This is a genomic window from Halomonas sp. DP5Y7-2 (assembly GCF_019802025.1).
Taxonomy (GTDB): domain Bacteria; phylum Pseudomonadota; class Gammaproteobacteria; order Pseudomonadales; family Halomonadaceae; genus Halomonas; species Halomonas litopenaei_A.
On the sequence record NZ_JAHVHY010000007.1, the window covers coordinates 312,390 to 329,791 of the forward strand.

Sequence of the window (17,402 nt, forward strand, 5' to 3'; positions counted from 1 at the left end):
CTCAACGGGTCTGAATCTACTGGCCTGTCAGCCCTGATGCACCGTGCGCTTCTCGATGCGCTTCTCGAAGGTGCCCTGGATCAGGCGGTCCACATAGATACCCGGCGTATGAATTTCGGCCGGATCCAGCTCGCCAGGCTCGACGATCTCTTCCACTTCGACCACGGTGATCTTGCCTGCGGTGGCCGCCATCGGGTTGAAGTTCTGGGCAGTCTTGCGATACACGACATTGCCGTAGCGATCCGCCTTCCAGCCCTTGACGATGGCAAAGTCGCCGACAATCGCTTCCTCAAGAATGTAGTGACGTCCATTGAACTCGCGGACTTCCTTGCCCTCGCCGATAGGTGTCCCGTACCCAGTGGCGGTATAGAACGCGGGAATCCCGGCGCCACCAGCGCGCATCTTCTCCGCCAGGGTGCCCTGCGGGGTCAGCTGGACATCGATTTCACCGTCAAGCATCTGACGTTCAAACAGCGCGTTCTCACCCACATAGGACGCCAGAATCTTGCTGATCTGACGATCTTCCAGCAGCACACCAAGGCCGAAGCCATCCACGCCGCAGTTGTTGGATACGACGGTAAGGTCCTTGACCCCGCGACGCTTGATCTCGGCAATCAGATTTTCAGGGATACCACAGAGGCCGAAGCCTCCGGCCAGTACCGTCATTCCGCTTTCGATGCCGTCCATCGCCTCTTCATAGGAATACACGCGCTTGTCGAATCCGGCCATGTGGGCGCCTCGTCTGTCGATGATCAGTGAAGGATATGCCTGGCAGCCGTCAATGGGCAGCAGGACACTGCTACAAGGTAGCACTGATGGCAGTGTTGCCCGGGATAATATATTTGTTAAGTTTGTTTTATTTATTGATTGTTTTACCATCCTTATAAATTTGACCTTGGTAGCACGCCATGACCGTGAAGCAACTCCGCGCCTTTCTCGCCGTCGCAAGGACGCTGAGTTTCACCCAGGCCTGCGAGCAGTTGCACCTGTCTCAGCCCGCCCTTAGCCTGGCCATCAAGGGGCTTGAAGACAGCCTGGGCGGGCGCCTGCTGATCCGCACCACCCGTAGCGTGCGACTGACACCGGAAGGCGAGTCGCTGGTGCCCCTGGCCAAGCGCCTGCTGGTGGAGTGGGATAACACTGAGGACGCCCTGCGCCAGCGCTTTACCTTGCAATTGGGTCGCCTCTCGCTGGCGGCCATGCCCGCCTTTGCGGGCAATCTGCTGGCGCCGTCCCTGGCGGTCTTTCACCGCCGTCACCCACGTATCAACGTGACCGTGCACGATGTGGTCAACGAGCAGGTCATCGACATGGTCCGCCAACGCCAGGTCGAGATGGGCATTGCCTTTGAGCCGGAAGCCACAGGCAGCCTGCACTTTACCCCGCTGTTCAGCGATCGCTTCATCGCGGTGCTGCCCCCCCGCTCTCCCTTGGTACAGCACTCATCGTTGTCCTGGGACACCCTGATGAACTGGGACTTTGTTGCCCTTCAGCGTCCCTCCATGGTCAGGCGCCTGCTGGAACAACAGCTGGGCAGCCGCCATGGCGCGCTCAAGGTCGCCTTTGAGACCCATCAGCTGGCAAGTGTGGGGCGCATGGTCGCCAACGGGCTTGGGGTCAGTGCCGTGCCAGCACTGTGCATGTCGCAGATGCAAGAAGCCGGAGCCGTCTGTCGGCCACTCTCCGACCCGGCGATCGAGCGCAGGGTCGGTATCGTGACCTGGAATCCCCATGAACTGTCTGTCGCCGCCCGCGCCATGGTCGATATCCTGGAGGGTGCCACGCCGCCCCCACAGCTACCTTCCCGTACAGCGCAGCAAGAGGCGCAACAGTGAGTGGCCAGCGCCGAGGATGCGCCTTCGGCTGGGCAGCCAGCGGCATATCCATTAGGATTGGCGAGCTCCCCGCTGCCCCCCTGCAGCGAACCAAGCGACACAATTCTGAGATGAGGTATGTAACTTGATGTCTAGCCTCAAGGGACTGGTCAGCATTCTGCTGCTCGTGGCCAACACCCTGTTCTGGACCCTGCCCCTGGTGTGCTTGACCCTGCTCAAGCTGATCACCCCAGGACGCCATCTGCAGCGTCGTGTGCTGGGCGGCCTAAACGCGATCGCTCTGAACTGGATAGGCTTCAACCTGTGGTGGATACGCCACTGGGTACGCCCTGACGTCAGGATAACGGTGCCTGACGATCTGTCTCCGGAGTCCTGGTACCTGATCCTGTCGAATCACCGCAGCTGGACCGATATCTTCCTGTTGATGATGGCGATGCATCGCAAGGTTCCCATGCCTCGCTTTTTCCTTAAACAGCAGCTGATCTGGATTCCGGTAGTCGGCATGGCCTGGTGGGCCCTGGAATTTCCCTTTATGCGGCGCTACAGCAAGGAACAGCTGGCGGCCAATCCGGCCCTGGCGGAACGTGACCGCAAGGCCACCGAGCGCATGTGCGAGCGTGCGCGGGATGTCCCCATCGCCATCATCAACTTTGTCGAGGGTACCCGCTTTACGCCGGCCAAGCGTGATGCGCGCCAGAGTCCGTTCACCCATCTGCTGCGTCCAAAGGCGGGGGGCATCGCGCAGGTGCTGGCCCTGCTGGGAGATCGCCTGGATGCGATCCTCGACGTCACGATCGACTACCAGTCGAGCGCGCCGAGTTTCTGGCGCTTTTTGTGTGGCAAGGAAAAGGCCATTCGGCTTGATGTGCGTCGCCTGGACGTCGCTGACTGGATGCTGGATGGCCGCTACCACGACGACCCGATCTACAAGGAACGCTTCCATTCATGGCTCAATGCCCTTTGGCAAGACAAGGACGCTTCGCTCGCCTCGCACCGCTGGTGATCGCCAGCATGGCGCTGCTGATCACCGGGTGCGCTGGTTCCGGCGCCAACAGCACCCCCAGCGCGAGATCCAGCCATGTGGCGAGCGCCTCCATCGCAGGAGACTGGATCAGCGTTCAACGCGGCGACACCCTCGGCACGATCGCCCGCAGGGCTGGCATTCCGCTGCTGCGTCTTCAGCGCTTTAACCCGGGTGTCGATTCTCGTCATCTGGCGGTGGGGCAACGCCTGCTGGTGCCGTCACGACAGGAACGCGCGCCCTCCGGCGGCCCCTACCGTTATCAGGTGAGGCCCGGCGATACCTACAGCGCCGTCGCCAGACGCTTCGGCACGACCACGGCGCGCATTCAAAGCGCGAACCCCGGTGTCCGCGCTACTGATCTCAAGGTCGGGCAACTGATTCAGGTTCCACTGCGCGCCAGCAGCGCATCGACCAGCCGAGCGACCGCTGCGTCGAGCGCGCCTTCCAGCAGCGCCCGCCTGCCGGACCCTGGCCCGGTGACATCGCGGGCACGTGGCTGGCCATGGCCGCTGGACGACTATCGTGTAGTACGCCGCTACGGCAATGACAGTCGCGGCAGGCTGCAGCCGATGCTGCTGGCCACCGACGAGGGTGCAAATGCCAAGGCGGTCGCCGATGGAGAAGTCAGTTTCGCTGACAGCATGCGCCAGCTTGGCAAGGTGGTCATCGTCCACCATGCCGATAACCTGCAGAGCGTCTATGCGCTGTGCGGCGACATTCTGGTATCCAAGGGCGACCAGGTCACCCGCGGGACGCCGCTGTGCTCGGTCGGCAAGCACTCGTCGACCGGCCGCTATGACCTGCTGTTCGATATGCGCCATGGGGGCAAACCCATCGATCCTGGCACCATCCTGCGTTAAACGCCTCGGCCGTCGCCCTCTGCCGTCGCTCTTACTCCCAGAGCGACGGCTCACCCCTTGGCCCTGCGCCGCGTCTTTCCGTCGCTTCTCTCTGCAGCTGCTTTTTCCTGCTCGCGCCACCCGCTCCGTCCGCCTGTAGTAACAGGCTATTCACGTGGCTGACCCAGAGCTGTCATGGGCGCATTGCATGCTCGTCCTCGAGCGGGCCAAGTGGGGCCCGACGGGCACGAGGAACGCCATGCGCATCTGTCTGGTCAGCGAAACCTGGTCTCCCGACATCAACGGAGTCGCCCACACACTCGGACGTATCAGCCGGGAGCTGCTTGCCCTCGGCGTCACCTTGCAGCTGGTGCGCCCGGAGCCGGTCGATGCCAGCGCCGCCAAGGCGGAGGGCATGGAGCACGAGCTACGTGTGCGCGGGATGTCGATGCCACGCTACAAGGAAGTTCGAATTGGCTGGGCCAGCGTCGGCACGCTGAAGCGCCTGTGGCAGACGACCAAGCCAGATGCCATCTATGTGGCCACCGAAGGCCCGCTAGGCTGGTCGGCCTTGCGTGCCGCCGAGAAACTGGACATACCAGTGGTCAGTGGATGGCACACCAACTTCGACCACTATTGCCAGGATTACGGTGTGCCCTGGCTAGCTCCGCTGGTCCGCCAGCGCCTGCGCCACTTCCACAACCGCTGCGCCGCCACGCTGGTGCCGACACATCAGCAGGCGCGTGAACTGGCGACGGCAGGATTCGAGCGCGTGTCTGTGATGGCGCGTGGTATCGAAGGTGACCGCTTCACTCCTGACAAGCGGAGCCAGGAGCTCCGGGACTCCTGGGGAGTCGGTCAGCACCAGCCGGTAGCCCTGTACGTCGGTCGGTTGGCGCCAGAAAAGAACCTCGATCTGCTCAGAGACACCTTCCTCGACATGCTGGAGGCTCGTCCTGACATGCGCCTGGTCGTGGTGGGCGATGGTCCTGGACGAGCGAGCCTCGAGAAGGCGCTGCCTGACGCCATCTTCACGGGGTTCATTGACTCAGCCCAGATGCAGACACACTACGCCAGCGCCGACATCTTCGTCTTTCCCTCCCTGTCGGAAACCTGGGGCAACGTAATACTCGAGGCCATGGCCAGCGGGCTCGCCGTCGTCGCCTTTCGCCATGCCGCAGGAGCAGAGCTGATCAGCACCGATCACGATGGAGTCAGTATCCCGCCGGGAGATAACCAGACCTTCCGCCAAGAGGCTGTGGCGCTATGCCAACAGCAGGCCCGCTACGCGCGGCTGGGCAGAGCGGCTCGGGAACGAGCACTGGCCTACCGCTGGCCCACTATCGCTCAGACCTTCCTGGACGCCCACGAACACGCACGCCATGCACGCGGACAGCTCTCGAACCCTGCCGAAGCCTGAGAGTGGCATGACCCACGCCACGCCGGGCCGGGCGCTGATTGATGTAACGGAGAGGAGACACGAGATGACCAACAAGATTCCTCAGTGGTTCGACCGACTCGACATGCTCGAGTGGCAGCTCTGCCAGCGCACCGCCGGATTCAGCATCTATCGGCCTTGGCTGTCTACCCTGAAAATCGCCAGCAAGCTTGGCGATTGGCCGGTGTGGGTGGCGCTGATCATCGCCCTGCCGGCCTTGCATGGCCGTGATATCGGACTGCGCTTGATGTTCGAATACATCGCTACTGCGCTTGTCGCCATCGCGGTCTACAAGCTGCTGAAGACGCGCCTGTGTCGTGAGCGTCCCTTCATTACCTTCGGCGGCAGCATCCAATGCAACGAGCCCGCCAGAGACCGCTACAGCTTTCCCAGCGGGCATACCATGCACGCCGTGATGTTCTGCACCCTTGCAGCAGTGCATAGTCCCGCCCTGTTGCCTTGGCTATTGCCTCTGGCCGGGTTGATTGCCATCTCCCGGGTTGGCCTGGGGTTGCACTACTACAGCGATGTCGTCGCCGGTGCCGCGCTGGGATATGCCATGGCGTTGGTCAGCCTGGGGCTCTCGACCACCTCCGTGCTGATGGTAGCAACCACGTCGTGAACCGAATGCGGACCCTGTACTGCCTGCCAGCGGGTCCGCCCTAATCTGACACAGCGCCCAGCGCTTTCACAGCGTCCCTTCCTAAGAGCCACAGCTTTTCATATCAAGAGCCTGGCCCTCATGCCATGGCCCTGCAGGGCTGTTATGCTGACGCCATGCCCAACCCTGATGCCCATCACATTCTGACGTCGCCCCCGCTGGAGTATGTCTCACGCTTTCTGCCGAGCGACGTCGCCGCTGACACCCTCGAAGGACTGCTGAGGGACCTGGATTGGCAGCGCCCCGCTATCCGCCTCTACGGCAAGACCCATCTAATCCCGCGCCAGCAGGTATGGATGGGCGACCACGCTTATCGCTTCTCCGGCAACGACTTTCTGCCATGCCCCTGGCACCCGCTGGTCGCTGATCTGCGGGACCGACTGAATGATCAGCTTCCTCCCGCAACGCCTCTCTTCAACAGCGTACTGATCAACCGCTATCGTAGCGGAGACGATCGCATGGGCTGGCACTGCGACAATGAGCGAGAGCTTGGCCCCCTGCCCGTCATCGCCTCCATTAGCCTCGGCGCCAGCCGACCCATGCGCTTTCGCTGGAAGGACCGCCGATCACCGGCGTTCAATGTCTGGCTCGACCATGGCAGCCTGCTGTGGATGGGACCTGGCTGTCAGGAGCAGCTGGAGCATGCGCTGCTGCCCCGCAGCAGCGTCGGCCAGCGGGTCAACTTGACCTTTCGCCACCTCGACACGGCCTCCTGACACGTCACAGCTGACGTAGTGGCCGGACAACGAAGGCGCACCGAGATCGCAATAGTGTCGTGCTGACACAAAAAACGGCGCCGATGGGCGCCGTTTCGTAGAGATGCTTGCGTTCAGCTGAGGCTTTGTGGCTGTTGTCCCCGAATCTGACACACAAGATAACGGTATAAAATTCACTACGCTGACAGCTCAGGCCTAAAGTGACGAACGCTCGCTGGCGGCCTATCCCCGATAGTAGCCAGGCGTGATGACCGGCATCCGTGTCACCGTCATCGGCAGCCGCTTGCCACGCACCTCGGCGTAGACCGTGGTGCCCAACTCCGCGTGGTCGAGCGTGACGTAGCCCATGGCCACGGGCTTGCCCACGCTGGGCCCAAAGCCTCCAGAGGTCACGCTGCCCAACAGCTGGTTGTCTTCACTGTACAGCTCGGCACCCTCACGCACCGGCGCCCGGCCCTCGGCCAGTAGCCCGACCCGCTTGCGCTGATGGTCCTTGACCTCAATTTGGTGCAGCACCATGTCCGCCCCCGGAAAACCGCCGGCACGCTCGCCACCGCGACGCCTTGGCTTGCCGATCGCCCAGATCAACCCTGCCTCGACCGGAGTCGTGGTGGTATCGATATCGTGACCGTACAAGCAAAGCCCCGCTTCAAGGCGCAACGAGTCCCGGGCCCCAAGACCGATCGCCTCGACCTCGTCTTCTGCCAGCAACTTGCGGGCAAGCGCATCCGTCTGTTCTGCCGGCACAGAAATCTCGAAGCCGTCCTCGCCGGTGTAACCGCTGCGACTCACCCACACAGGAATACCATCGATGTCGAAACGGCCATGCTGCATGAACACCATATCACAAGCCGCCGGGCACAGGCGCTGCATGACATTGGCAGCCTTTGGGCCCTGAAGGGCGAGCAGGCCACGGTCTACCACTTCAATCTCATGATCCGGCAGCCCGCGGCGAAGGTGCGCAATATCCTGCTCCCGGCAAGCCGCATTCACCACCAGATAGAGATGGTCCCCGGCATTGACCGTCATCAAGTCATCGAGAATGCCACCCTCCTCGCTGGTGAACAGACCATAGCGCTGCATGCCTTCCGGCAGTCCCACCAGGTCCGCCGGTACCAGCGATTCCAGGGCGACCAATGCGTCATCGCCGCGAATCAGGATCTGTGCCATGTGCGACACGTCGAACAGGCCACAGGCGGCCCGAGTGTGCTCATGCTCCTTCTTCACCCCCAGGGGGTACTGAACAGGCATGTCATAGCCAGCGAAGGGCACCATCTTGGCCCCCAGCTCGCGGTGAAGGGCATTCAGCGGTGTGGTCTTGAGGTCACTCATGGCGTCTCATCTCGTGGTTCATGAAAGAACCCCCGAACGACAGGAGGTGCCCTTGAGGCACCTCCTGCCGACGGCCTGGGTTCAGGACTTGTGATGGTCGAGGTCTTCGCCCGGCAGGATGTCCTTGCCGTCGAAGTAGTCTTTGGTCAGCTTGAACACCACCGGCGACAACAGGGCCAGGGCAATCAAGTTGGGAATCGCCATCATGGCGTTGAAGGTGTCTGCCATCAGCCAGATGAAGCCAAGCTGCGCCAGTGCACCTACCGGAATGGCAGCCACGAACAGAATGCGATACAGCATGATGGAGCGCGTGCCGAACAGGAACTGGAAGCACTTCTCGCCGTAGAAGGACCAGCCCAGAATCGTGGTGAAGGCAAACACCGCCAGGGCAATGGAGACGATGATGTCACCCCATCCACCAGGCAAGGCGTTTTCAAAGGACATCGCGGTCAGCGAGGCACCCTGTTCACCGGTCTCCCAGATGGGGGCGGTCAAGATGACCAACGCCGTCACGGTGCACACCATGATGGTGTCGATAAAGGTACCCAGCATGGCGATCAGGCCCTGACGCACCGGATTCTTGGTTTGCGCCGCGGCGTGAGCAATGGGGGCACTACCGAGGCCCGCCTCGTTGGAGAAGATACCGCGTGCCACACCAAAACGAATGGCCGCCATCACCGCTGCACCAGCAAAGCCACCCACTGCTGCATGGGGGTTGAAGGCGTAATAGAAGATGTCGGAGAAGGCGTTACCAATCTGGTCGGCATTCACGGACAGCGCGCAGACGCCGGCAATGATGTAGGCGATGCCCATGACCGGCACCAGCTTGCCCGCCACCTTGGCGATGCGCTTGATCCCCCCCAGGATAACGGCACCCGCCAGCACCATGATCACCAGACCGGTGACCCAGTGCGGGATACCGAAGCTGGAATCCAGCGCATCGGCGACGGAGTTCGACTGCACCGTGTTACCGATACCAAAGGCGGCCACGGCGCCGAAGAAGGCGAAAGCGCCACCCAGCCACAGCCATTTGCGGCCAAGACCGTTCTTGATGTAGTACATCGGCCCGCCGATGTGGAAGCCGTTCTCGTCAGTCTCGCGATAACGCACCGCCAGCACGGCCTCGGCAAACTTGGTGGCCATACCGACCAGTGCGGTGATCCACATCCAGAACACCGCGCCTGGACCACCCAGCGCAATCGCCGTCGCCACGCCGGCGATATTACCGGTACCGATCGTCGCGGACAGCGCCGTCATCAGGGCGTTGAAGGGAGAAATTTCCCCCTCGTCCTGGGAGGACGCCTTGCTGTCTCGTCCCCCCCACATCAACTTGAAGCCCATACCCAGCTTGCGAATAGGCATGATCTTCAGACCGATCTGCAGATAGATGCCTACCCCCAGCAGCAGGACCAGCATGACTGGCCCCCACACCACGCCATTAATGGCGGAGAAGATGTTGTTGAGTGCGTCCACGGAAGTCTCCCTTTGACTCGGCACTTGTTATTATGCGCCACGTATTGATGCGCTACCCGCTGCTGCCCTGCCGCATTCCGATAAAACTCTATCGAAACAACGGATCTGCCAGCGGATTAGGTAGCACGGACCCGCCTAAGATAGCGGATATTGCTACACGCGCACCAGTCACGCTGTTTCACGCAAGCCCCTGTTCGCAAACGCTGGCCCAAGCTGCATAAGACAGGCCCGTCGACACCGGCATAAGCCAACCACCGAATAAAGACCCACGCCGACGATTTGCTGCGTTGCGAGCTTGCGACACCTCCATCAAAGTTTCTTATTGGAAACTTTTGACACCATATCCAAGACGGCGCTTCCTGGCAAACATTGCCCGCAGCACGGGGCGCACACCTCCGTTCTGCAATATCAGCATAGTCCCCCGCCATGTCTGCTGCCCACCGCCCGCCTGACCCGTCACCCTCAAGCGCCAAGCAGCCCTGGCCAGCGCTACGTCGGGTGAGGAAGAGGCGTGACCTGCCAGCGAACTGCATCACGAACTTTCCCGCCGGGCTGGACGCGACGAGCGCTTCGATCCACCCTATGTCGTGAGGATACGTCAACCGACTCGGTATTCTCTTGTCATGGACTCGCCAAATGCCTTGAATGGCGTTAGCATGCGCGAAACCGGAAAACCTTTTTCGTATAGGAAATCGAGATGAGCTCAATCCCCGCCAACCTGCGCTACGTCGACAGCCACGAATGGATTCAGGACAACGGCGACGGAACTGTCACCATCGGTATTACCGACCACGCGCAGGAGTCCCTGGGCGACGTGGTGTTCGTTGACCTGCCTGACGTCGGCAGCAGCCTGTCTAAAGGTGACGAGTTTGGCGTCATCGAATCGGTCAAGGCGGCTTCCGACCTGTACGCGCCGGTGGACGGCGAGGTCATCGAGGTCAACGAATCTCTGGAAGACTCGCCGGAGACCGTCAACGAAGCTCCCTACGAAGATGGCTGGATCATGAAAGTGCGCCTGGACGACAAGAGCGCTCTCGACGATCTGCTGGATGCAGAGGCTTATCAGGCAGTGGTCGACGCCGAAGGCTGATCCGGCTTGGTGGCGAGCCACGCCACCACCACCGGGGCCTACCAGGGCCCCGGTTACCGCCCAGGAAGAGCTGAGGGCTGAGGGTACAGGTCAGAGGGCAAGCAGCAGATAGCGCCCTCCCTGCCCCCACTGCCGTATCGCTGAGGACGTTGGCAGCCTGTGACGCACAGGCGCATCAGCTCAGGCACTTCTGTCATCTTTTCTAACGCTTCACTCACACTGGATCTCGTCGATCCACCACATTCAAGGTGTTCCATGGCTTTCGATACACGTCGCCTGGCCGAACTGGCCGATCATGATGCCTTTCTTCGTCGTCACAACGGTCCCGGCTCCGCTGACAGAGCCAAGATGCTTGCAGCGCTTGACGTCGATAGCATGGATGCCCTGATCGACAAGACAGTCCCCGCGAATATCCGTCTGGGTCGTGAGCTCGACCTGGACCCGCCCAAGGCCGAGGCCGAGGCACTTGACTATCTGTACCGGCTGGCGCGCCAGAACAAGGTGGCAAAGAGCTACATCGGTCAGGGCTACTACGACACTCACCTGCCCGCCGTCATTCAACGCAACGTGCTGGAAAACCCAGGCTGGTACACCGCCTACACCCCTTACCAACCAGAAATTTCCCAGGGCCGCCTGGAAGGCCTGCTGAACTTCCAGCAGATGGTCATGGACCTGACCGGCATGGAGCTGGCCAATGCCTCCCTGCTGGATGAAGCTACCGCCGCCGCCGAAGCCATGGCGCTGTGTCGTCGCTCCAACAAGAAGGCCAAGACCAATGCCTTCTTCGTCGCCGACGACGTCTTCCCTCAGACCCTGGACGTGCTCAAGACCCGGGCCTCGTGGTTCGGCTACGACATCGTTACCGCTCCGGCAGCAGAGCTCGGCCAGCACGATGTGTTCGGCGCGCTACTGCAATACCCGGGCAACGACGGCCGCGTGCATGACCTGGCGCCGCTGATCGCCGAGGCCAAGGACCGCGGCATCATGACCTGCGTGGCCACCGACCTGATGGCCCTGGTACTGCTCAAGGAGCCTGGTGCGATGGGTGCCGACATCGTAGTCGGTTCCAGCCAGCGCTTTGGTGTCCCCATGGGCTTCGGTGGGCCTCACGCCGCCTTCTTCGCCACCACCGACAAGCTCAAGCGCTCGATCCCCGGGCGTATCATCGGTGTGTCAAAGGATGCCCGCGGCAACACCGCGCTGCGCATGGCGATGCAGACCCGCGAACAACATATTCGCCGCGAGAAGGCCACCTCGAACATCTGTACGGCCCAGGCGCTGCTGGCCAATATCGCCGGCTTCTATGCGGTGTACCACGGTGCAGAGGGACTGCGCACCATTGCCGGCCGTATTCATCGCCTGACCACCATTCTGGCCACGGGCCTGGAACAGAAAGGCGTCTCCCTCGCCAACGACAGCTACTTTGACACGCTACGCCTGACCGGCGTTGATCGTGGCAAGATCCTGGGTCGCGCCATGACCCACGAGGTCAACCTGCGCTACTTCGACAACGGCGACGTCGGCGTCAGCCTGGACGAGACCACCACCGCCCACGACCTGGACGTGCTGTTCGACGTCCTGCTGGGCGAAGAACACGGACTTGGCGTGCGCGAACTGGACGATGGCGTGCTCGACAACAAGGCCAGCGGCATCCCCAGCGCCTGCCGCCGCGAGAGTCGCTTCCTCGAGCACCCGACGTTCCAGCGCTATCGCAGCGAAACCGAGATGCTGCGCTACCTGAAGCGCCTCGAAAACAAGGATTTGTCGCTGGCCCACGCCATGATTCCGCTGGGCTCCTGCACCATGAAGCTCAACGCGACCACCGAGATGATGCCGATCACCTGGCCGGAGTTCGCCCGCATCCACCCCTTCGCGCCGAAGGACCAGGTAGCGGGCTATCGCCAGATGATCGACGAGCTGTCGGCCTTCCTGGTCGAAATCACTGGCTACGACCACATTTCCATGCAGCCTAACTCAGGCGCACAGGGCGAATACGCAGGGCTGGTGGCCATCCGTCGCTACCAGGCGGCGCAGGGCGAAGGCCATCGTGACGTCTGTCTGATCCCAAGCTCTGCCCATGGCACCAACCCCGCTTCCGCTGCCATGTGCAGCATGAAGGTCGTGGTGGTGGAATGCGACGAGCGCGGCAACATCGACCTTGCCGATCTCAAGGCCAAGGCTGAGCAGCACGCCGACACCCTGTCCGCCATCATGCTGACCTACCCGTCGACCCACGGAGTGTTCGAGCAGGGAGTGCGCGACGCCTGCGATATCGTTCACGCCAACGGTGGCCAGGTCTATATCGACGGTGCCAACATGAATGCTCAGGTGGGTCTCGCCCGCCCGGGCGACTTTGGCGGCGACGTCAGCCACCTCAACCTGCACAAGACCTTCTGCATTCCCCACGGCGGCGGCGGCCCCGGCATGGGCCCCATCGGGGTCAAGGCGCACCTCGCCCCCCATGTTGCCAATCACAGCGTCACCCCCCTCGACGGCGTCGAGGCGGACTCAGGCGCGGTATCGGCAGCGGCCTTTGGCTCCGCATCGATCCTGCCGATCTCCTGGGCCTACATCAAGATGATGGGCGCACGGGGCCTGCGCGAGGCCACCGAACTGGCAATCCTCGGCGCGAACTACATCGCCCAGCGCCTCGACGGACACTATCCGGTGCTCTACAAGGGCGAAAGCGGCACAGTGGCACACGAGTGCATCATCGACATTCGTCCGCTCAAGGCGGCCTCCGGCATCAGCGAGGAAGACATTGCCAAGCGCCTGATGGACTATGGCTTCCATGCACCGACAATGTCGTTCCCGGTGGCAGGCACCCTGATGATCGAGCCAACCGAGTCCGAGTCTCTTTACGAGCTCGACCGCTTCTGTGACGCCATGATCGGCATTCGTGAGGAAATCGCTCGGGTCGAGAAGGGTGAATGGGCGCTCGACGACAACCCGCTGGTGCATGCGCCGCATACCATGGCGGACCTGATGGACCCCGACTGGAGCCGCGGCTACTCCAGGGAAATCGGGGCCTTCCCGTCCGAGGCGGTCAAAGGGGCCAAGTACTGGCCCGCCGCCAACCGGGTGGACAACGTGCTGGGCGATCGACAGCTGATCTGCTCCTGCCCGAGCATCGACGAGTATCGCGACTAAGCGGACCTCGCTAGACCACGAACCCCGCCAATTGGCGGGGTTCGTGCGTTGAAGCTAGCCTTCCAGCGCTCGCCCATCAGGATGACCGAAGCGTTCCAGGTGGCGCTGCTCACGGAAGGCTTCCAGTAAATGGTGGTAACGACTCGGCACCTGAGCACCGCGACGACTCACCAGATAGAGCGTCTCATCCAACGGCTGGCTGAGCGTCATTTCGCGCACCTGGCGCTGCCACGGCGACGTCTCCAGCACCAGCCGAGACACCACGCTGAAACCCAGCCCTCGAGCCACCGCATCCAGCACCATGCCTACCTCGTTGGTGAAGCCCTGGCGGGGAAAGTGGCTCATCGAGCGAAAGTCATCGGGAAAATTGGCACGCAGCAGGCTCACCGCCTTGTCCAGGCCGTCGGTATAGCTGATGAAGCCCAGTCCGAGCAGGTCGTTGAGGGTGGTACCGGTAAAGTCTGCCGGCACCACAAGGCTCAGGGGTTCGTCGTGCCATGGCTCGCAGACCAGGTCCGGATGCCGGGTTGCCTCCGTCACGATCCCAAGGTCATGTCGCCCGGCCAGTACATCGGCCAGGATTTCCTGATGAAAGGCAAAGCAGTAGGAGACGGTAAGCCCGGGATGGCGCTGCTGCTGGCCGAGAATAAACGGATACAGCATCAGGCCGATGCTGCCCGGCGACGCCAGCCGGCACTCACCGCTGTCCAGGCTCTCGTCGTCCAGAGAATGTCGGAACTGCTCGTGCTCTGAAAACAGCTTCACCGCGTAGTCGTAGACACGGCGCCCTGCCTCGGTCAGCCGGAAACGTCGCCCCTGGCGCTCCAGCAGCGGCTTGTCCAGGTACCGCTCAAGCTTACGAATATGCTGACTGACCCCAGGCTGGGTCATCTCGAGACGCTGAGCGGTACGGGTAAAACTACCGGTTTCCACCAGCGTGATGAAGGTACGAAAATACAGGGCATTGAACATGGAATGACGCCAGGATGATTCGCCGGCGTCCTGGGCCATCAGGCGACGGGGCCAGGCACAATCCGGGTGACGCGGCATAGTTTACCACTTCCACCCGGGGGCCGCAGCGGTGCGCCTGAACGCACGGCCGTGATAGCATCACACCATGATCAAGAGTTCGATGTCAGCCACAGCACCTTCCACCACAGCACAAGAGTCACTTTCCATGCATGACCCCATCGCCGCACGTGCCGACGCCATTCATGATGCCCTGCTGGACATGGAGCGTGAGGCCAGTGCCGACGACTTGTTTCCCCTCGGGTATCTGATTCCGCAGATCCCCCTGGTGGTGGACCAGCTTGACTACAACCCCAGCGAGGTAAGCAGCGACGACTTCGACGCCGTCTTCCATGAATGGCTGGATGGCGCCTTTGCCCAGGATGGCATGAGCGACGCGGACCAAACAGCCGTGCGCGAACTCTTCAACCAGGCGTGCGACAAGGCACCGATGCCTTGAATCGCCTCTGACAAGGAAGCCCAAAAATGGCCGAGACCATTTCCACCACGATTTCCCCTGAGGGCAGCCTCGAAATCCTGTCCCAGCATGAAGTCAACCGCCTCCGCGACAGCTCTCAAACCGGGCTGCATGAAATGTTGCGTCGCTGCACGCTGGCGGTACTGAATTCCGGCAACCCCATGGATGACGGCCTGGCACTGCTGGAAACCTACCCCAACTTTGACATTGAGCTGCTCCAGCAAGACCGCGGCGTGCGCCTCAAGCTGACCGACGCCCCGGCCGAAGCCTTTGTCGACGGCCGCATGATCCGCGGCATCCGCGAGCACATCTCCAGCGTGCTGCGGGATATCGTCTACGTCTACAACGAGATCCAGAACCAGTCGCGCTTCGACCTGTCCACGGGAGAAGGCACCACCAACGCCGTCTTCCACATTCTGCGCAAGGCCGGCACGCTCAAGCCGAGCCGCGACCCTAGCCTGGTCGTCTGCTGGGGTGGTCATTCCATCTCTCGAGAGGAATACGAATACACCAAGGACGTGGGATACCATCTCGGCCTGCGTGACCTGGACATCTGCACCGGTTGCGGTCCCGGTGCCATGAAAGGCCCCATGAAGGGGGCCAACGTTGCCCACGCCAAGCAGCGGCGCTATCCAGGACGCTACCTCGGCGTGTCCGAGCCCGGGATCATTGCTGCCGAAGCGCCCAATCCCATCGTCAACGAGCTGGTGGTGATGCCGGACATCGAGAAGCGCCTCGAAGCCTTCGTCCGCCTGGGCCACGGCATCATTGTCTTCCCCGGCGGCGTGGGCACGGCGGAAGAGATTCTGTATCTGCTCGGCATCCTGCTGCATCCCGACAATGTCGACATGGAGCTGCCGGTGGTCTTCACCGGGCCGGCGAGTGCCGCGGAGTACTTTCAGCGTATCGATGAGTTTCTGGTCTATACCTTGGGTGAGTCCGTGCGCGAGCTCTACCAGATCATCATCGACGACCCCACCCAGGTCGCCCGCACCATGCGCGCCAACATCGACAAGGTCACGGAGTATCGGCGCGCCCGTCAGGATGCCTTCTACTACAACTGGCGCCTGACCATTGCCCGAAACTTCCAGGAGCCGTTCGTCCCCACCCACGAGGCCATGGCCGGGCTCGAGCTCAATCGTGAACTGCCCAAGCATGAGTTGGCCGCCAACCTGCGCCGCGCGTTCTCAGGCATCGTGGCCGGTAACGTCAAGGAGCAAGGGATTCGCGCCATCGAAGCACACGGCCCCTTCCGCTTGCACGCCGAAGCGGATCTGATGGAGAAGCTGGACGCCCTGCTGACCTCCTTCGTTGCCCAAGGACGCATGAAGCTGGCCGGCGACTACGTGCCGTGCTACACCCTTGGAGGTAGATCCGGCTGACGGATATCGCCTTCTTGGCAGGTAAAAAAACGCCCTGGATCCATGATTCAGGGCGTTTTGTCATCGCGTCGGCCGCGCCAGGACCTCGCCCTGGCTGGCGTCAGCTGAACTCAGCTCAATCTCGCTTGGAAAACACCAGTACTACAGCATGCAACAAAAGGCCTGCGGTCGCTCCCTGGGATAACGTGATGACGCCCAGGGCCACGCCGCCCACCACCAGCTTGTAGATCACCATGGCGACCAGCGCCACGACCATGCAGCCAAGCAGCGTGAACAACATGCGCAGAAAGCGAGAGCGCCCGGCGCCATCGAGCAGGCGCCACTGAAACAGGGAAGCCAGGGCGAGCACACCCAGCACGATGTAGACCAGCGTCTCGCGGGTCGCCAGGCCGGCCATCTGATAACGTGGCAGGGTCAGCGCCAATACCAGCATCAGACCCACCATCAGGCTGAGGCGAGCAGGGCTCGCGATTGCCCGTGCCATCATGCCACCTTGAGATCTTGGCGAGAAATCCAGCCCTCGACCCAGGGCAAGGCTTCATCGTCAGCCATGAAGGTTTCCATGGCGTCGATCTCCAGTCGGTCATCAAGGCGGGTCGCGCCTTGCTCCTCGAGCAGCTGATCCAGACGGCGGCCGGCACCACAGAAGGTGTCGCCGTAGGAGCTGTCACCCAGGGCGATCAGTCCATAGCGCAGGTGGCCCAGCCCCGGGCTCTTGTCCTGCAATTCGCGTACGAAACTGACGAAATTGCCGGGGAAATCACCGCTACCTGTCGTCGACACGCAGAACAGGGCGAGATCCGGCGCATCGTCGGTGACATCAGCCAGAGAGGGATTTTCGAGAACCGAGACGTCGTACCCGGCCTCCTCGAACAGCGGCTTGACCTGCTCCGCCACGTCGAGTGCACCACCATACATGGTGCCAACCAGTATCTTGAGTGTAGGCATGTAAAGGAATTACCTGAGAATTCTGGTC

At 61.9% G+C, this 17,402-nt stretch carries 16 protein-coding genes; 10 read left to right on the forward strand and 6 right to left on the reverse strand.

The window, feature by feature from the left end; genetic code table 11:
* Window positions 1–27: 27 nt before the first annotated feature.
* Window positions 28–729, reverse strand: a complete 702-nt coding sequence (locus tag KUW18_RS15215) for a CoA transferase subunit A (RefSeq protein ID WP_206938569.1) — start codon at window positions 727–729, stop codon at window positions 28–30.
* A gap of 179 nt (window positions 730–908) precedes the next feature.
* Between KUW18_RS15215 and KUW18_RS15220 the strand changes: the two genes are divergently transcribed.
* The 6 genes from KUW18_RS15220 (at window position 909) to KUW18_RS15245 (ending at window position 6,513) form a co-directional block, all read left to right on the forward strand.
* Window positions 909–1,835, forward strand: a complete 927-nt coding sequence (locus KUW18_RS15220; RefSeq protein ID WP_222561774.1) for a LysR family transcriptional regulator — start codon at window positions 909–911, stop codon at window positions 1,833–1,835.
* Between the two features lie 127 nt (window positions 1,836–1,962).
* Window positions 1,963–2,838 carry an acyltransferase gene (locus tag KUW18_RS15225; protein ID WP_222561775.1) on the forward strand — a complete coding sequence of 292 codons (876 nt, stop codon included), beginning with the start codon at window positions 1,963–1,965 and terminating at the stop codon, window positions 2,836–2,838.
* Complete coding sequence (locus tag KUW18_RS15230) at window positions 2,781–3,719, forward strand: LysM peptidoglycan-binding domain-containing protein (RefSeq protein ID WP_222561776.1); 939 nt, start codon at window positions 2,781–2,783, stop codon at window positions 3,717–3,719. The genes KUW18_RS15225 and KUW18_RS15230 overlap by 58 nt, the downstream gene beginning before the upstream one ends.
* Window positions 3,720–3,957: 238 nt before the next feature.
* Window positions 3,958–5,118 (forward strand): glycosyltransferase family 4 protein, encoded by a 1,161-nt coding sequence (locus KUW18_RS15235; RefSeq protein WP_222163859.1) that lies wholly within the window; start codon window positions 3,958–3,960, stop codon window positions 5,116–5,118.
* Between the two features lie 64 nt (window positions 5,119–5,182).
* Entirely contained in the window at window positions 5,183–5,758 is a 576-nt protein-coding gene (locus KUW18_RS15240; protein ID WP_222486020.1) for a phosphatase PAP2 family protein, read from the forward strand.
* 155 nt (window positions 5,759–5,913) lie between these two features.
* The gene (locus tag KUW18_RS15245) at window positions 5,914–6,513 is read left to right on the forward strand and encodes an alpha-ketoglutarate-dependent dioxygenase AlkB family protein (protein WP_222561777.1); all 600 of its coding nucleotides are present in this window, start codon (window positions 5,914–5,916) and stop codon (window positions 6,511–6,513) included.
* Window positions 6,514–6,735: 222 nt separating this feature from the next.
* On the opposite strand, the gene gcvT is transcribed toward KUW18_RS15245, so the two are convergent.
* Both gcvT and KUW18_RS15255 read right to left on the reverse strand, forming a co-directional pair.
* Window positions 6,736–7,845 carry a glycine cleavage system aminomethyltransferase GcvT gene (gene gcvT / locus KUW18_RS15250; protein ID WP_222561778.1) on the reverse strand — a complete coding sequence of 370 codons (1,110 nt, stop codon included), beginning with the start codon at window positions 7,843–7,845 and terminating at the stop codon, window positions 6,736–6,738.
* An 81-nt stretch (window positions 7,846–7,926) separates the two neighbouring features.
* The gene (locus KUW18_RS15255) at window positions 7,927–9,261 is read right to left on the reverse strand and encodes an alanine/glycine:cation symporter family protein (RefSeq protein ID WP_261389732.1); all 1,335 of its coding nucleotides are present in this window, start codon (window positions 9,259–9,261) and stop codon (window positions 7,927–7,929) included.
* A 754-nt stretch (window positions 9,262–10,015) separates the two neighbouring features.
* On the opposite strand from KUW18_RS15255, the gene gcvH reads away from it, so the two are divergent.
* Complete coding sequence (gene gcvH, locus KUW18_RS15260; RefSeq protein ID WP_206938536.1) at window positions 10,016–10,408, forward strand: glycine cleavage system protein GcvH; 393 nt, start codon at window positions 10,016–10,018, stop codon at window positions 10,406–10,408.
* 255 nt (window positions 10,409–10,663) lie between these two features.
* The gene (gene gcvP / locus KUW18_RS15265; RefSeq protein WP_222561779.1) at window positions 10,664–13,558 is read left to right on the forward strand and encodes an aminomethyl-transferring glycine dehydrogenase; all 2,895 of its coding nucleotides are present in this window, start codon (window positions 10,664–10,666) and stop codon (window positions 13,556–13,558) included.
* A 54-nt stretch (window positions 13,559–13,612) separates the two neighbouring features.
* On the opposite strand, the gene KUW18_RS15270 is transcribed toward gcvP, so the two are convergent.
* Window positions 13,613–14,530, reverse strand: a complete 918-nt coding sequence (locus KUW18_RS15270) for a LysR family transcriptional regulator (protein ID WP_206939245.1) — start codon at window positions 14,528–14,530, stop codon at window positions 13,613–13,615.
* Window positions 14,531–14,735: 205 nt separating this feature from the next.
* Here KUW18_RS15270 and KUW18_RS15275 point away from each other — a divergent pair, with 205 nt between their 5' ends.
* Together KUW18_RS15275 and ppnN are read left to right on the forward strand one after the other, a co-directional pair.
* The gene (locus KUW18_RS15275; RefSeq protein WP_222163865.1) at window positions 14,736–15,026 is read left to right on the forward strand and encodes a YfcL family protein; all 291 of its coding nucleotides are present in this window, start codon (window positions 14,736–14,738) and stop codon (window positions 15,024–15,026) included.
* Window positions 15,027–15,052: 26 nt separating this feature from the next.
* Complete coding sequence (ppnN, locus tag KUW18_RS15280) at window positions 15,053–16,426, forward strand: nucleotide 5'-monophosphate nucleosidase PpnN (protein ID WP_242520577.1); 1,374 nt, start codon at window positions 15,053–15,055, stop codon at window positions 16,424–16,426.
* Between the two features lie 115 nt (window positions 16,427–16,541).
* Here ppnN and KUW18_RS15285 read toward each other — a convergent pair whose 3' ends face one another.
* A complete protein-coding gene (locus KUW18_RS15285) occupies window positions 16,542–16,910 on the reverse strand; it encodes a hypothetical protein (RefSeq protein ID WP_206938530.1) in 369 nt (122 codons plus the stop codon).
* Window positions 16,910–17,374 carry a flavodoxin domain-containing protein gene (locus tag KUW18_RS15290; protein WP_222163866.1) on the reverse strand — a complete coding sequence of 155 codons (465 nt, stop codon included), beginning with the start codon at window positions 17,372–17,374 and terminating at the stop codon, window positions 16,910–16,912. The genes KUW18_RS15285 and KUW18_RS15290 overlap by 1 nt, the downstream gene beginning before the upstream one ends.
* Window positions 17,375–17,402: the final 28 nt, after the last annotated feature.

Coding starts and splice junctions, on each gene's coding strand:
- gcvT (WP_222561778.1), bottom strand. CDS start 7,845: ATGAGTGACCTCAAGACCACACCGCTGAATGCCCTTCACCGCGAGCTG.
- KUW18_RS15225 (WP_222561775.1), top strand. CDS start 1,963: ATGTCTAGCCTCAAGGGACTGGTCAGCATTCTGCTGCTCGTGGCCAAC.
- KUW18_RS15270 (WP_206939245.1), bottom strand. CDS start 14,530: ATGTTCAATGCCCTGTATTTTCGTACCTTCATCACGCTGGTGGAAACC.
- KUW18_RS15290 (WP_222163866.1), bottom strand. CDS start 17,374: ATGCCTACACTCAAGATACTGGTTGGCACCATGTATGGTGGTGCACTC.
- KUW18_RS15285 (WP_206938530.1), bottom strand. CDS start 16,910: ATGGCACGGGCAATCGCGAGCCCTGCTCGCCTCAGCCTGATGGTGGGT.
- KUW18_RS15240 (WP_222486020.1), top strand. CDS start 5,183: ATGACCAACAAGATTCCTCAGTGGTTCGACCGACTCGACATGCTCGAG.
- KUW18_RS15255 (WP_261389732.1), bottom strand. CDS start 9,261: ATGCTGGTCCTGCTGCTGGGGGTAGGCATCTATCTGCAGATCGGTCTG.
- KUW18_RS15245 (WP_222561777.1), top strand. CDS start 5,914: ATGCCCAACCCTGATGCCCATCACATTCTGACGTCGCCCCCGCTGGAG.
- KUW18_RS15215 (WP_206938569.1), bottom strand. CDS start 729: ATGGCCGGATTCGACAAGCGCGTGTATTCCTATGAAGAGGCGATGGAC.
- KUW18_RS15275 (WP_222163865.1), top strand. CDS start 14,736: ATGCATGACCCCATCGCCGCACGTGCCGACGCCATTCATGATGCCCTG.
- gcvH (WP_206938536.1), top strand. CDS start 10,016: ATGAGCTCAATCCCCGCCAACCTGCGCTACGTCGACAGCCACGAATGG.
- gcvP (WP_222561779.1), top strand. CDS start 10,664: ATGGCTTTCGATACACGTCGCCTGGCCGAACTGGCCGATCATGATGCC.
- KUW18_RS15235 (WP_222163859.1), top strand. CDS start 3,958: ATGCGCATCTGTCTGGTCAGCGAAACCTGGTCTCCCGACATCAACGGA.
- KUW18_RS15230 (WP_222561776.1), top strand. CDS start 2,781: ATGGCTCAATGCCCTTTGGCAAGACAAGGACGCTTCGCTCGCCTCGCA.
- ppnN (WP_242520577.1), top strand. CDS start 15,053: ATGGCCGAGACCATTTCCACCACGATTTCCCCTGAGGGCAGCCTCGAA.
- KUW18_RS15220 (WP_222561774.1), top strand. CDS start 909: ATGACCGTGAAGCAACTCCGCGCCTTTCTCGCCGTCGCAAGGACGCTG.